The following is a 14,839-nucleotide window of genomic DNA, read 5'->3' on the forward strand; positions in this document are numbered from 1 at the left end:
AACTCTTCAGACCCCGTACCCAGCCCCCAAATCCCAAATCCCAAATTTGACTCCTTTCATAGAACTCCCTTAGAACTGGGAATTAAGCCAGCACGTCGGGGGTCAATTTCCACTGCCAGCCGTGTTGCTCTTGCAAAGGCTTTAAATGTCGCTTCAATAATGTGATGGGAATTAATGCCATCCAGTTGCCGAATGTGCAATGTCATCTGGCTATGGTTTACCAAAGCCACAAAAAATTCTCGCACTAGTTGGGTGTCATAGGTTCCTACCCGCTGAGTAGGAATTTGCAAGCCGTAGCTGAGGTGAGGCCGTCCAGAAAAGTCTAGCGCTACCTGAACTAAGGCTTCATCCAGTGGTGCAAGAAAATTACCAAAGCGGACAATACCTTTTCTGTCACCTAATGCTTGGTTGAAAGCTTGCCCTAAAGTAATGCCTACATCTTCATTAGTGTGATGATCGTCAATTTCCCAGTCTCCCTTGGCTTGGACATCTATATCAATCAGGCCGTGGGAGGCAATTTGATGCAACATGTGATCCAAAAACGGAACACCTGTTGCTGCTGTACAAGTTCCTCTACCATCCAGGTTGATGGTAACTTGCACATTAGTTTCACCAGTGCTGCGGTGAACAGTGGCAATGCGAGGGGTTTCGGTTAAGCGATCGTAGTTTGAATTAACTTGGCGATTGGTTGTTTGCATGGGGAGTGGAAAGAGTTAGGAGTTAGAAGTTAGGAGTTAAAAATTCATAACTCATAACTCCTAACTCTTAACTTTATCGCGTCACATTCCCATAATTTCATATCCTGCATCTACATAGAGAATTTGTCCGGTAATCCCACTGGACAAATCACTACACAAGAAAGCCGCAGCGTTGCCTACTTCTAACTGAGTGACGGTGCGTCGTAGGGGAGCTACTTCTTCTACATGATGAATCATATCCAAAATCCCACCCACTGCTGAAGATGCCAAAGTACGGATGGGGCCTGCGGAGATGGCATTCACGCGAATATTTTGTGGACCTAGTTCAGCAGCTAGGTAACGCACACTCATTTCTAACCCCGCTTTGGCAATTCCCATAACGTTGTAGTTGGGGATTGCCCTAACACCACCTAAATATGTCAGGGTGACGATGCTACCTCCCTCTGTCATCAAAGGTTTGGCTGCACCACTTAACTGCACCAGCGAGTAGGTACTAATTTCTAAGGCGGTGTTGAAGCCAGAACGAGAGGTTTGGCTAAAATCTCCAGTTAAATCGTCTTTGCTGGCAAAGGCTAGACAATGGATGAGGATATCTAGCTTTCCCCATTGTTCGCGGATTGTCTCAAAGGTAGATTTAATTTGGTCTTCATCTTGGACATTACAGGGAAGAAATAAGCTGGGGTTTAGAGGTTCTACCAACTCCGCAACTTTTTTCTCCATCTTGCCGCGTTCATCCGGCAGGTAGGTAATACCCAGGTTTGCTCCGGCTTTGTGCAGCTGTTGGGCGATGCCCCAGGCGATCGAGCGGTTATTGGCAATACCTGTAACAAGGGCATTTTTTCCAGTCAGATTTAGCATAAAAATTGTTAATGCGATCGATCATTAGGAGCATACTAGAATCTGAGGCACGTTTAGTCTTTGTTTTATACAGGGTTGACAAAAATGAATATTGCTAAGGGTGTTTGCAGTGACAAAAATCTTGATTTTTTATAAAGATATTCGCAAGATATCTTTATTTGTTCTTCAAAAAACCTTTTGAATATAGCTATTGGAACTACTTATCAACAATTAGTAGCTGAAAGGATCAACAATTATGTATCATTATAAACAAAGAGTTATGAAGAGATTAGTTTGAGTATAGGAAAGTACAGAAAGGTTGACGGTGCTTTATTCATTTTTCGGGTGTATTCTTAGGTAATCAGTTTTTGTTTTTCCGGCATTGGGTAGGGGAAGGGAGATGATCGTGACACAAGATAAAGCCCTAGCAAATGTTTTTCGTCAGATGGCGACCGGGGCGTTTCCGCCAGTTGTGGAAACGTTTGAACGCAATAAAACGATCTTTTTTCCTGGCGATCCTGCCGAACGAGTTTATTTTCTTTTGAAAGGTGCTGTAAAACTTTCCAGGGTGTACGAGGCAGGAGAGGAAATAACGGTAGCGTTGCTGCGGGAAAATAGTGTTTTTGGTGTATTGTCATTGCTGACAGGAAATAAGTCGGATCGGTTTTACCATGCGGTTGCATTTACTCCTGTAGAATTACTGTCGGCACCAATTGAACAGGTGGAGCTAGCACTCAAGGAAAATCCCGAATTATCAATGTTAATGCTGCGAGGTCTGTCTTCGCGAATTTTACAAACAGAGATGATGATTGAAACTCTCGCCCACCGAGATATGGGTTCTAGGTTGGTGAGTTTTTTGTTAATTCTTTGTCGAGATTTTGGCGTTCCTTGTGCAGATGGGATCACAATTGATCTGAAGTTATCTCATCAAGCGATCGCAGAAGCAATTGGTTCAACTCGTGTTACCGTCACCAGGCTACTGGGAGATTTGCGTGAGAAAAAGATGATTTCTATTCACAAAAAGAAGATTACTGTGCATAAACCTGTTACCTTAAGTAGGCAATTCACATAAAAACAATTGGAGAAAGGGGAGTCGGCGCGTGTTGTATTTTGAAAGATGACACTAATAGCTAGAGGTAAATCTAAAATTGAATAATTTCAGCTATTGCCAATTTCCACTTCTCCACAGACAATGCTTAAAAGTAGTAGGCTGTATCTGGAAGGATTTCGGTAGCTAAAGATGACCACCGGATACATCCTCATCGCAGCAATTTTGATTCTGGGAGGCGTAATTGCCACCGTTGGCGATCGCATCGGCACACGAGTTGGCAAAGCCCGCCTCTCACTTTTTAAGCTTCGTCCGAAAAACACTGCCGTACTAGTAACAATTTTTACTGGTGGTTTAATTTCAGCATCAACTTTAGGGATTTTATTCGCTGCTGACGAAGGCTTGCGAAAAGGAGTCTTTGAGTTAGAAGATATTCAAACAGACCTCAGACAGAAGCGGGAACAGCTAAAAACCGCAGAAACTCAGAAAAGTCAGGTAGAAGGTGAGCTAAACCAAGCAAGAATTGCCCAAGCAAAGGCACAACAAGATTTGCAGGCAATTAATCAATCCTTGCAGGCGGCAAATGCCAAACAGAGGCAAACACAAGCTCAGTTAAACCGCACCATTAGTCAACAAGCCCAAACTCAAACTCAACTCCAACGCACTCAAGGACAGCTAGGACAAGTTGTAACTCAGTACCAAAAAGCCATAGCTGAGTTGCAAAGCGTTTCCAATCAGAGAAAGGAGCTACAGGCGGCAGTTGAACTACTGAAGACAGAACGCCAACGACTTTACGCGGAAGCGAAAAAAGCCATTGACGAAGCCAAAACAGCAATTGAAAAACGCGATCGCGAACTTGCTAATCGTCAAGAAGCTATAGAAGTGCGCGATCAAAAAATTTCCCAACTGGATCAACTAATTCAAAAACGTAATGTAGAAGTTGCAGCACGAGAGCAAGTGATTGCCAAGCGGGAATCTCGCCTCAAAGAGTTGGAAGCACAACAGGAGCAACTAGAACAGGAAGTTGCCAGACTGGAAAAATATTATCAGTCCTACCGCGACCTGCGTTTGGGTAAGCTGGCCTTAGTTCGTGGTCAAGTTCTGTCTGCTGCTGTAATTCGTGTTACTCAACCTGCTGCTGCTCGTCAGGCAGTGGGACAACTTTTACAAGAAGCCAATCGCAACGCCAACCTAGAATTAAGCGAGCCTGGTGCAAATCCGGCAAATGTAGAGTTACTGCGCGTAACCCAGGATAGGGTCGATCAATTAAGCAAGCAGATTGAGGATGGTAAAGAATACGTCGTGCGAATTTTCTCTGCTGGTAATTACGTCAGGGGAGAAAAGCAGATAGAATTTTTCGCGGATACAGCCCAGAATCAACTAGTTTTTTCGGGAGGCGCGGTGCTAGCCACAACTACTGCTGATTCCAAAACCATGACATCTTATCAGTTACAGCAACGGCTAGAAATACTAATTTCTGCTTCCCAATTTCGTGCCCGTAATGCCGGAATTGTCGAAAATGTGCAAGTAGAGGGGACTTTTCTGCGCTTTGTCAGCCAACTAAGACAGTATAATCAACCCTTGGAGATCAAAGCGATCGCAGCAGAGGATACTTATACAGCCGGGCCATTGAGAGTAAAATTGGTGGCAATAGTTAACGGAAAAATTATTTTTAGTACTTAAAAAATTATTTGCACGCTGTTATTAGTAAGATTTAAACATATTAGACCTCTTGCAAAAGTCCCTAACACCCCACCCCCAACCCCTCCCCGCTCTTCGGGAGGGGAGACAAAGCATAGCTTTGGCGGGGTGGGGTTCTTTCTTATTTTTGATTTATGCAAGAGGTCTATTGAACAGCAGCCAGAATAGTTGCTGTAGCTGCATTTTTATTTAGCAGACACTACGTGTAGCAAGATCCGTGTAAGGGTACATTTCTAATTTTTAATTTTTAATTTATTATGAATTTCCGTGAATTTTCAGCAACGCAACCAGTCATATTGGGGTTTGATCCAGGTCGAGATAAGTGTGGTTTAGCGGTGATGGGACTCGATCGGCAACTGTATTATCATCAAGTCGTGCTAGCAAAAGAGGCGATCGCTACCATTGAGACACTGCGTCAAAGGTTTCCGATCTCTTTGATGGTCATGGGCGACCAAACTACAGCCAAACAGTGGAGACAGAGATTATATCAAGAATTGACAGAACCCCTGAGTATTATTTTAGTGGATGAGCGCTACACAACCTTAGAAGCACGCGATCGCTATTGGCAAATGTTCCCGCCCAAAGGGCTAATCAAGCTATTGCCACAGGGTCTACGACAGCCTCCAAGACCCATAGATGACATCGTTGCCATCCTCTTAATCGAAAGATACTTAAATCGCCTCACGGAATCAACACTAAGCAGTCAGGAGTGAGGAATTAGATCGTTAACTCCAAACTCCTAACTCCAAACTTTTAAAGTTCCGCCCGAATCGTAAAAGCATAGTCTCCTCCAGGCTCTAGCTGATAATCTTGTTGCTCCAAAAATCGACCGAGGGGTTCTTTGATTAAGGCGCGGCCTTGGGAAGGCTTGACGGCAAGTTCTCCCCGGCGAAAATGCCACTGGAAATGCCACTCAAACTCACCCGCATTCACTTCGCCTTCTAGGAAGCCGTGTTGCCAGGATTGGCGGGTAATTCTGACATGGGCAGTGGTTTCTGGCAGACGTTTTGCACTCACAATGCTTTATGTCAAGTGTGGAATAACAGCCGATTATTTAGGCTACTTACTTTATTTACCAAACATAGCTTAATTAGACAAACTGACAAAGTGGGTATTTGTAGTTTACTAGGTTGTGTTGATGAGTAAGATTACTTCAGCATCCTGAAGTTGTGCCACCGATAGCGTAAGCAAGCTACGCGTAGCGTCTCCAAGAGTTGCGTTAGCGAGTTTTACTTCGAGGATCATAGTTCGTCATAAAGATTGGAAAATAAATCAAACGAGAAATGCTAATTTTTTCGTTGCTTCTAGCGATCGCATTTCAACTACTGGTACATTTCAGGAATCGTTCTCTAGCTTAAATACCCAAATTAGCAGTGTCTAACATTCTTATCATAATTGTGTCGCTGAAAGTCTTTATTGGGAACCCACAGTATATTTATGCCCCAAGATAGCTGTTTTTTGAATTAATATGTACTCCCAATGTTGGGCAAAAGTACCTGAGGCATACAATAAATTAAAAACTACAGATAAAAAGGTTTCGTGAATTACGCATAGACGCTTGTACGATCGGGCAATCCTATAAGAACAACTACGTCGAACAGTAACGCCTAGAAAAACAGAGGGAATGTCTGATGGAGTCTTCAGAAGAAACTAAACGAGCGGCTTTTTATAAGTTAGTAGCACTAAGTGCATTTTCATAAATAACTTTATATATTTTGGTATTTTATTTTGGTTTTGCTGCCTAAATAATTTGTCAATAATGATTTAGATATAACTATTAGTTGTTACTATTTTTGTGATGTTCAATTCCCTAACTCAAGTAAGATGTGCGCTCACTCTTAAAATCGATATTATATTTATTAAAGGTAATTTTCAGTTTACGTAATGAGGTAAGTAATGGCAATTCAATTGAAAGTTCCAGATATTAAAGGTGATGAGTGTGCCAAAAAAATAACTAAATCTATTCTGACTATGGAATCTGATGCCAAAGTAGATGTAAATGTTGATACTAAAATTGTAACTGTAGATGCTGCGGCTTCTGAAGAGTCAATTAAACAGATGGTTCAATCTGCTGGTTATACTATAGAGGGCTATTAATTATTTTCTCTAAATTTATTAGAAAATTTAGAGAGAATAAATTAGCCAGCAGAATAACTTAATGATATTTACGTCCGTTTTCAGGGCGTAAATATGAATAAGTACTCTACTCGATTGTAACTATTCCTCCTCTACTAAGATGGCAAACGGATCTAAATATTAGCAAGCGTGAATAAGAATTAAATTCACCAAAACTGCAATCAAACATGACTTAAATAAAATTAAACACTAAATCTTATGTTAGTACTCATTATTAGGTAGAAGTTAGAGGCAACGACGGTTGTCTGTCAAATAATGTGATATTCTCACACCTAGCAGAAAGAAAAATTACATTCACTTATCCTCAAGTCTAAGTACTAGGGAGGATTTCTAATGAATAACGAACTGATAGATAATTGGTGCAGAAAGCTAGAGCTAGAAGCATGGAAACCAAACAGCTAGGAAAAACTGGTATCTTTGTGAGTGCGATTGGTTTGGGTGGTATGCCCATGTCAATTGCTAATCGTCCTCCTGAATCGCAATCAATCCAAGTTATTCATCGTGCCTTGGATTTGGGTATTACATTTATTGACACTGCCGATTCTTACTGCAAAGATGAGTCAGATAAACACCACAATGAGCAGCTAATTCACAAGGCACTTAGTAATTACAAAGGCGATGTTAGCCAAGTGATTGTAGCAACTAAGGGCGGATTGATGCGTCCCGATGGCAACTGGACAAGCAACGGCAACCCAGAACATTTGCGCCAAACAATTCGAGTCAGTTTTGAGGCGTTGGGTGGTACTAAACCCATCGATGTTTGGCAATACCATTCTCCCGATACTAATTACACTATTGAAAAATCCCTTGCGCCAGTTAAAGAAGCAGCGGAAGCTGGTTTAATTCGGTTTGTGGGAGTTTCTAACTTTTCCGTTGAACAAATTAAGCGGGCGCGCGATGTGGTGGATATTGTCTCGGTGCAGAATCAATACAGCCCTTGGCAACGACAGCCAGAAAATGATGGCGTATTAAAATATTGCGAACAGCAAGGATTGACTTTTTTACCTTGGAGTCCATTTGGTGGTAGGCGTCGCCATCAGGACTTGCAAGATATCCCTGCGATCGCTAATTTAGCGAAAGAAAAAGGCGTGTCGGTGTATAATATCGTTCTAGCGTGGTTGCGTTCTAAGTCACCTGCTATTTTGCCTATTCCTGGTGCTAGCAAGGTTTCTAGTATTGAAGACTCAACACGTGCTATCAACGTGAAACTATCTGACGAAGAAGTGCAAAAAATTGATCGGGCAACTTAATTATTCGGCGTTGCTAATTAAATGTATGGATTTGGTTATAAAGACGTTGCAATGTAACGTTTTTACAAAAATTTTGAAATCACGCAAAATCATTTTCATACCTGAATTTAGCAACGCCAATCATGCCACTGGCTAATGTTGCTTCTGTAAAGCTATTAGAAAAAATTGGTATGCGTCGTGAGAGTCATCTGCGGGAAAAAGAGTTAATCAAAGGCAGATGGTACGACAACTTTCTTTACGCTATCCTTGAGCATGAGTGGAAAGCGAACTAATATTGCTTCTATGAGCTACCTCAGAGACAATATGATAAATTACTGAGAAATTGAGGATAAGACAAGTTCGGAGGGTCGCACAAATGACCAACACTATCCTCGATTTCCAAACAGCTACAGGACACGAAGTATTAGCAGCAGCCGGTAAAAAATATTTGCGTCCTGGTGGACGAATAGCCACCGAAAAATTATTTCAGTGGGCAAACTTTCAGCCTGGAGAGACAGTTTTAGAGCTAGGTTCTAGCTTTGGATATAGTGCGATCGCTTTAGCAAAAAACTACCATGTCAAAGTAGTAGGCATTGAAAAAAATCCTGATAGTGTAGCTCTTGCGCGTGCTAATATATGCGCTGCTGGGTTAGAAAATCAAGTTGAAATTATTGAAGGTAATATTTTCAACCTAGAGGCAATCCCAGGAAAGTTTGATTATGTATTGGCAGAAGCTATTCTCACAATGCAATCCCCATTAGGAAAAGCAAAGATTTTAGCTGAAATTCATAATCGATTAAAGCTGGGAGGTAAATTTCTCTCCCATGAACTGTTAGCCAGTGATAAAGAAGAACAAATTCATGCTGACTTAGCAAGAGTAATTCGAGTTAATTCTGCGCCACTATCAGAATCCAAGTGGATTACGGCTTTTGCAACAGCAGGATTGCAAGTACAGAAATGCCAAACTGAGTCAATGAATTTATTGAATTTAGGGCGGATATTTCAAGATGAAGGTTTTTTTAACACAACTCGAATTTTGTGGAATATCTTGACGCAGAGAGATATCCGCAACCGGGTTTTAGAAATTCACCAAGTTTTTCATAAATACCAACACGAATTAGGCTACATCATTTCGTGTGCTGTTGCCCAGTAACATAATTTATTCACCAAAACCATCGCCTGATAAATACTGATAATCCTTGAACGATTATCAACCTTCTTTACGGTTCATCATCCCAAAATACTATGACCAAAATCATAACTAGCCCATCTTTTATTACTCAACTACGAGAACAAATTGAATATCCCAGTGCGGGAGTTTTCAGCAAAGTACTGCTGAAAGATAACGCTTGTCAATACACTCTATTTTGCCTAGCAGCTAACACTGATATTTCTGAGCATACCTCTATTCGGAATGCCACCATCAATGTAATTGAAGGCAGAGGTCTACTCAGTTTATCTGGAGAATATATTACACTTGAACCTGGTATTTTTGTCTTTATACCTGCTAACGCACCTCATGCCTTAAAAGCTGAAGAAAATCTGACATTTTTGCTCACACTTTCTGAGAAAGTCACAGATAAAAATTAGTTAATTCTGGAGTCTAAAAAAATGCGATCGCTACTTTTAAGTTTTGCTCAAAATTTAAGTTTTTCTGAAACTCAGTTGGAAGAAATACTATCACAGCCTTTAACTGAAGTTCTCAATTCGCCTGAATTGCAACAAGAACTAAACAGCTTAGATACCAATTTGCTTAAAGAAACTTTGCCCACAGCAGGAGGAGTTTTAGCTAAGGAATTACCACCTTTTTATAACTGGCTAAAAAATGAGTTAGGAGTCAAGCGGGTTCCTGATAGTCCCGATCACACTACAACATGGGTAATTGGTTTCGTCCATAATCAAGAAAGTTTAGCTCATTTAGTTGAGTTACACCGTCCAGTACCTCGTCCGGCTTTAGAAGCTTCTATTCCCCGCTTGATAGGTATGTTTGAAGGTGTCGAAGATGCGCAAGTTCGGCAGGAATGGCAAAAAGCGATCGCGGCTCTATGTCTAGTTTTAGTTGTTGCTGCACGCGAACAAGATAGAGTAGCTGTAGCAGTATAAATTGCTGTCCCCCGCGTGTAGGGGCGCGCAGCTGTGCATCGGTGTCAACTTAAGCCGAAAACTATATCGGACAGGCATTTTGCAAATCCCTCACGCCCTCATCCCCTAACCCCTTCTCCCAAGGGAGAAGGGGAATTGCTCCCTTCTCCCTTGGGGAGAGGGGCTGGGGGTGAGGGCAAAACGTTGTTACCAAGCGGATTTAGCGTTAAGTTGACACCAATGCACAGATGTGCGCCCCTACTAATCTATATCTCCAGATGCGATCGCATCTAATTTATCAACATCAAGGATCGTAATCGTCCCACCCCGACGATAAGCAATTACTGACTTGAGACTTTTAATTAATCGCACGCATTCTTCGTAAGTAATGCCGCTACTTCGAGCCATCCGATAATAAGATAATTTGACTTTTAAATACTCGCCTTGTGGACTAGATTCAGTTCCAGATTCAGCAGCAAAATATTGAATCAATCTCGCAAGGCGAACAATCGCTCTTTCAGAAACTAATCCGTGGACTGTTTCATGTAATTGCTGAATCCGACTGTTAAAAACCATCAGCATTCGTAAGGCGATTTCAGGATTTTCGCCAATAGCTTTTAATAAAGCATCCCGCTCTACAGTAAGGATTTCACAATCAGATTCAGCAGTGACAGTTGCCGGAGAAATTCCATTTCCCAACAAAGCAGGAGCCGCAAAAATTTCCCCAGCAGCTAACGCGCGAAGAATTGTTTCTTTCCCCGTTGTTGCTGTTTTGGTAACTTGAATCGATCCGCTGACAACAGCATAAAGTTTTGCTGGTAAGCGATCGCCTTCATGGAGAATAATCTCTCCTTTGCGATAGCCTTGTACCTGAGTGTAAGGTTGCAAACCGATCTTCTCTGCTGTTTCTAAACCTGCAAACACAATAATTTGAGAAAGTTGTTCCAGGGATGCCTGCATGATTAGCCCGATATTGCCAAGGCTGGACGATGATGAATCCAAGGGTTAGCCGCTTCTAATTGTGCTGCTAGGCTGATGATTGTGGCTTCAGCGGCAGGTTTACCAATGAGCTGCACACTGATGGGTAAACCCTTACTATCAAAGCCGACAGGAATTGCGATCGCAGGTTGTCCAGTTGCATTCGCAGGCGGACAAGGGGCAACCCACTCAATAATATTTTGGAATGTCTCTTCTGGACTCAGCGAAGCCCATTCCCCAACGCGGATAGGTGAATGTAGATAAACTGGCAATACCAGCACATCCACAGTATCGAAAAATGCCACAATTTGACGTGCCACTACCTGCATTTGGGAAACTGCTTGCAGGTATTCTCCAACGGAACCTGTGCGTGCAAATAGCCAGCGATTCAATGGCTGCAAAGCTTCAGCAGGAAGTCCCGCCGCCGCTACTCCAGCTTGCCAAACGATTTGAAAGGGTTCAACTAAACCGCTAAAATCTGGGGATTTTTGTTCAACGTGGTGTCCGAGTTTTTCTAATAACTGGACTGTTTGGCGGACACCTTGCTGACAGTTAGCGTCAGCTTCTCCCAAAGGAGAAATACTAGTGTCAAAGGCAATTCGCAAAGCACCGAGTTTTGTCTTAGTGGCGGCGAGAAATGATGGTTCGGGATCTGGCAACCAGTAAGGATCGCCTGTCATGTAACCAGAGATGGCATCCAAAAGGGCAGCAGCATCAGCAACAGTCCGGGCGATTGGCCCGTTGACGGCAATTCCAGCGAGGCGTTCGCCTACGGGTGCTTTACTTACCCTGCCCCTGGATGGTTTGAGTCCCACCAAACCACAACAAGCCGCAGGCCCCCGAATTGAACCACCGCCATCAGAACCTTGAGCGATCGCACACAATCCCGCTGCTACCGCCGCTGCTGCGCCACCACTGGAACCGCCAGGGGTGTATTCTAAATTCCACGGATTTCTGGCTGGGGGAAAACCCGTAGGTTCGCTGTAAGGGAATGAACCTAATTCGGAAGTAGCTGTTTTACCAAGAATAGTAAATCCAGCTTGCTTAATTCTCGTTACAACCCCATCATCATAGTTAGGGATATTATTCAGTAATGCTGGATTTCCATAAGTACAGGTAATACCTGCTACAGCATTCAGGTCTTTAATGGAAATCGGCACGCCAAAAAATGGTGGTAGTTCTGAGGTAGTTGTCAATAATTCTGTTTTGGCTTTGGCATCTGCGATCGCTAATTCTGCCGTCACCGTAAAATAACTTCCTAATTGGGGATTTAATTGCCCAATCCGTTCTAAATATATTTCTACCAACTCTAGCGGTGATATTTCCCGGCGACGAATTAATTGCGCCAACTCTAGTGCTGGGGTAAATGCTAAATCAACTTCATTCATAGGTTAGTGAATGGGTAATTTTCTCTTTCTCTGGGATTTTTAAACTGAAATTGTTACTTTAGCAGGATTTACGGGAACTATACATTTTATAGCTTCCTAAGATTTGTGACTCATTTAGGATGCTCAGATGCAATAGGCGTGGTTGTATTCTTACTCAAGCCATTTTAATTGTTTTGCATAAACTTTCGACAAATCCCCAAGGGGTATTTATGGCTAACCTAGAAATACTTGTTAGTGAATTGCCAACAATAATTCAGAATCTAAAACTGACTATTGGCGATTCTAATCAAATCATGGAACAAATTATCCTAATCAATAATGCTCAGGAACAGCTACGGAATATTAAAAAATTAATCGCTCAGGAATTGAGATTTGATCGGATCAATAATTCTGCGATCGCTACACTTCCTCGATTAATCACAGGAGCTACTTTATTTATGCCTAGTCTGGGATTAGTAGATCCAGCGATCTCAGAAAAATTTGGGAACTCAGAAACTAAAATTTCATTAACTGATTTACAATCAAAAATTGATGCTTGGATTGAATGGGGTTATTTTTTGCAAGCAATAGCCGCTGATATTCTCAGTGATATTCAATTAGTAAACCAACTAGATTCTGACATTGTTAATGTAAGTATATACAATGAATTAAAAATATTTAATGATAGATTAAAAATTAACTTAGCCTTGGACAAAGCTAATATTTTACGAGAGCAAGTTGAAAAAATTAGAGATTATCAAAAACAACTATTACAGTTAGGGCAAAAACTAGATTATATTTTTGATACTATTAAAAATAGTCGTAGCTTATTAAATATTTTATTAGGTGTATCAGCTTTTTATGGGAAATCTGGTTTTGCTTTAGAGTGGTTAGATGATGACCACGAATTAATCATATCGAGTCAGGGAAAATTTCAAGAATTGACAGATATCCTCAATGATTGTGATTCTTTCCAAGAGCAAATTGCTGCTTTAATTATTCAGGGTGATACTTTAAGCCTACAGGCAGAACAAAGCTTGAAAAAGATTGAACAGGAAAGTAGTAAAGAAGAAATTAGTAACCAGCCAGTAGAAACAGTACCAAAATTTTCAACACCAAAAATAGTACGTTCAGCTTTGATTATCGCCTCAAGTTTATTAATCTTAACTTTTTGTAGTTTGAAAATTAGAGAGCAAAATCTAAGTTTAACTCAAGAAGGAAGTGCGAACGCCAACTTTAAATCTGCTCAAAAACTTGGTATGGAGGCTGCTTCTCTGGTTCAAAAACCACCGCATCCTCTAAAAGTCTGGCAACAAGCAGAAACTAAATGGTATCAGGCAATAATTTTATTAGATAAAATTCCTGCTAAAACATCAGTTTATGACCGGGCAAAGAAGAAATTAGCTTACTATCAAATTAACTATAAATCTATCAGCCAAAGAGTGCTAATTGAAAAGAAAGCTTTAGCAAACTTAGAATCAGCCCACAAGCTAGCAACAGAAGCTAATTTATTTGTTCAAAATTCACCTAATTCACAACTAAGCCGGCAGCAAGCACAAGATAAATGGCAGCAAGCAATTAATTTATTAAAAGCTATTCCACAGAGTACGTCTGTCTCTGTACAAGCTAAAGAGATGCTTTCTATTTACAAAACTAATTATGCGGCGACTAGTCAGCAGTCCTAAATCATTTGTGAAAAATTATACCAATTTGAAAAAAGAATGCGACAAATAGACCATTTGTAGAGACGCGATTCATCGCGTCTTTACCCAAGGATGTGTTGCAATCATTAATTAAATTGGTATTAGATAGGATTGCTATATAGCGGTTATTGAATAAATAAAGAGGTAAATCGTCCTTTTTCGACGCTTCACCTCTCAACAATAGATAATTACAACTAACAATTACACCTTAGAACGGTCAGTCAAAATCTCATAACCAGTTTCCGTTACCAAAACTGTATGCTCAAACTGAGCCGACAAAGAATTATCCATAGTGACTGCTGTCCAACGGTCAGATAATGTCCGCGTGTGTCTAGAACCCGCGTTTAAAATTGGTTCAATTGCCAGCGTCATCCCTGCGCGGAGTTTAACATTTGGCATCTCACGAGTACGATAGTTGAATACTGAAGGTTCTTCATGCAGGTTACGACCGACACCGTGTCCAGTGAATTCTTCGACTATACTAAAACCATTAGATTTCACATGGTCTTCAATTGCTCCAGCTAAGTCAAGCAGGTATACACCAGCCTTTACTTGCTCAATGCCTTTATATAAAGCTTCTTCGGCTACACGAATTAATTTAACAGCTTCTTGGGTCACTTCACCGACAGCAATTGAAATGCAAGAATCACCATGAAAACCTTGGAAATAAGCACCCGTATCTACTTTTAATACATCCCCAACGCGAATCACTTTCTTGGGGCTTGGAATGCCATGTACTGCTTCATTATTAATACTGGAACAGATAGAACCTGGAAAACCATGATATCCTTTAAAACTCGGTGTTGCACCCATTTCGCGGATACGTTTTTCTGCATAAGTATCCAAATCAGCCGTGGTCATTCCTGGCTTTACTAGCTCGGAAATTTCTTTTAGGACAGTTGCGACAATTGCCGATGATTGCCGCATGATTTCAATTTCACGCGGCGATTTAATTTCAATTCCTCGGCGCTGTTTTTTCGCTGGTGCTGGTTGAGTAGCTTGAGAAAGTAAGTTACTGAAAATGTTCATGGTAAATTAATAATTACTGGTGGCTTTGACG

Annotated in this window: 16 protein-coding genes; 10 read left to right on the forward strand and 6 right to left on the reverse strand. The window is 41.3% G+C overall.

Features of this window, described 5'->3' with window-relative positions:
- Positions 1–56: 56 nt before the first annotated feature.
- A complete protein-coding gene (gene hisB, locus CDG76_RS01685; RefSeq protein ID WP_094347371.1) occupies positions 57–698 on the reverse strand; it encodes an imidazoleglycerol-phosphate dehydratase HisB in 642 nt (213 codons plus the stop codon).
- 81 nt (positions 699–779) lie between these two features.
- Positions 780–1,556, reverse strand: coding sequence for an enoyl-ACP reductase FabI (gene fabI, locus CDG76_RS01690; protein ID WP_094347372.1), 777 nt, complete (start codon positions 1,554–1,556; stop codon positions 780–782).
- 379 nt (positions 1,557–1,935) lie between these two features.
- On the opposite strand from fabI, the gene ntcA reads away from it, so the two are divergent.
- From ntcA to CDG76_RS01705, 3 genes are all read left to right on the forward strand, one after another.
- Positions 1,936–2,607: a global nitrogen regulator NtcA gene (gene ntcA / locus CDG76_RS01695; RefSeq protein WP_094347373.1), complete on the forward strand. Its 672-nt coding sequence runs from the start codon at positions 1,936–1,938 to the stop codon at positions 2,605–2,607.
- A 168-nt stretch (positions 2,608–2,775) separates the two neighbouring features.
- The gene (locus CDG76_RS01700; RefSeq protein ID WP_094347374.1) at positions 2,776–4,266 is read left to right on the forward strand and encodes a DUF3084 domain-containing protein; all 1,491 of its coding nucleotides are present in this window, start codon (positions 2,776–2,778) and stop codon (positions 4,264–4,266) included.
- Positions 4,267–4,541: 275 nt separating this feature from the next.
- Complete coding sequence (locus CDG76_RS01705) at positions 4,542–4,997, forward strand: Holliday junction resolvase RuvX (RefSeq protein ID WP_094347375.1); 456 nt, start codon at positions 4,542–4,544, stop codon at positions 4,995–4,997.
- 40 nt (positions 4,998–5,037) lie between these two features.
- Here the strand turns inward: CDG76_RS01705 and CDG76_RS01710 are convergent, their stop codons facing one another.
- The gene (locus tag CDG76_RS01710; protein ID WP_094347376.1) at positions 5,038–5,301 is read right to left on the reverse strand and encodes a DUF3146 family protein; all 264 of its coding nucleotides are present in this window, start codon (positions 5,299–5,301) and stop codon (positions 5,038–5,040) included.
- 879 nt (positions 5,302–6,180) lie between these two features.
- On the opposite strand from CDG76_RS01710, the gene CDG76_RS01715 reads away from it, so the two are divergent.
- From CDG76_RS01715 to CDG76_RS01735, 6 genes are all read left to right on the forward strand, one after another.
- Complete coding sequence (locus CDG76_RS01715) at positions 6,181–6,381, forward strand: heavy-metal-associated domain-containing protein (protein WP_094347377.1); 201 nt, start codon at positions 6,181–6,183, stop codon at positions 6,379–6,381.
- A 422-nt stretch (positions 6,382–6,803) separates the two neighbouring features.
- Complete coding sequence (locus CDG76_RS01720; RefSeq protein WP_094347378.1) at positions 6,804–7,670, forward strand: aldo/keto reductase; 867 nt, start codon at positions 6,804–6,806, stop codon at positions 7,668–7,670.
- 122 nt (positions 7,671–7,792) lie between these two features.
- A complete protein-coding gene (locus CDG76_RS35725) occupies positions 7,793–7,942 on the forward strand; it encodes a GNAT family N-acetyltransferase (RefSeq protein ID WP_143854003.1) in 150 nt (49 codons plus the stop codon).
- Positions 7,943–8,025: 83 nt separating this feature from the next.
- On the forward strand, positions 8,026–8,802 hold the full coding sequence (locus CDG76_RS01725; RefSeq protein ID WP_094347379.1) for an SAM-dependent methyltransferase: 777 nt from the start codon (positions 8,026–8,028) through the stop codon (positions 8,800–8,802).
- A gap of 92 nt (positions 8,803–8,894) precedes the next feature.
- Positions 8,895–9,239 carry a cupin domain-containing protein gene (locus CDG76_RS01730; RefSeq protein ID WP_094347380.1) on the forward strand — a complete coding sequence of 115 codons (345 nt, stop codon included), beginning with the start codon at positions 8,895–8,897 and terminating at the stop codon, positions 9,237–9,239.
- Between the two features lie 21 nt (positions 9,240–9,260).
- Positions 9,261–9,752 carry a hypothetical protein gene (locus tag CDG76_RS01735; protein ID WP_094347381.1) on the forward strand — a complete coding sequence of 164 codons (492 nt, stop codon included), beginning with the start codon at positions 9,261–9,263 and terminating at the stop codon, positions 9,750–9,752.
- A gap of 240 nt (positions 9,753–9,992) precedes the next feature.
- Here the strand turns inward: CDG76_RS01735 and CDG76_RS01740 are convergent, their stop codons facing one another.
- Positions 9,993–10,691 (reverse strand): Crp/Fnr family transcriptional regulator, encoded by a 699-nt coding sequence (locus tag CDG76_RS01740; protein WP_094347382.1) that lies wholly within the window; start codon positions 10,689–10,691, stop codon positions 9,993–9,995.
- Positions 10,692–10,693: 2 nt separating this feature from the next.
- Complete coding sequence (locus CDG76_RS01745; protein ID WP_094347383.1) at positions 10,694–12,097, reverse strand: amidase; 1,404 nt, start codon at positions 12,095–12,097, stop codon at positions 10,694–10,696.
- Between the two features lie 209 nt (positions 12,098–12,306).
- On the opposite strand from CDG76_RS01745, the gene CDG76_RS01750 reads away from it, so the two are divergent.
- Entirely contained in the window at positions 12,307–13,761 is a 1,455-nt protein-coding gene (locus tag CDG76_RS01750; protein WP_094347384.1) for a hypothetical protein, read from the forward strand.
- 219 nt (positions 13,762–13,980) lie between these two features.
- Here the strand turns inward: CDG76_RS01750 and map are convergent, their stop codons facing one another.
- Positions 13,981–14,808 (reverse strand): type I methionyl aminopeptidase, encoded by an 828-nt coding sequence (map, locus tag CDG76_RS01755; protein WP_094347385.1) that lies wholly within the window; start codon positions 14,806–14,808, stop codon positions 13,981–13,983.
- Positions 14,809–14,839 lie beyond the last annotated feature (31 nt).

It is taken from the genome of Nostoc sp. 'Peltigera membranacea cyanobiont' 210A, assembly GCF_002246015.1.
Classification (GTDB): Bacteria; Cyanobacteriota; Cyanobacteriia; order Cyanobacteriales; family Nostocaceae; genus Nostoc.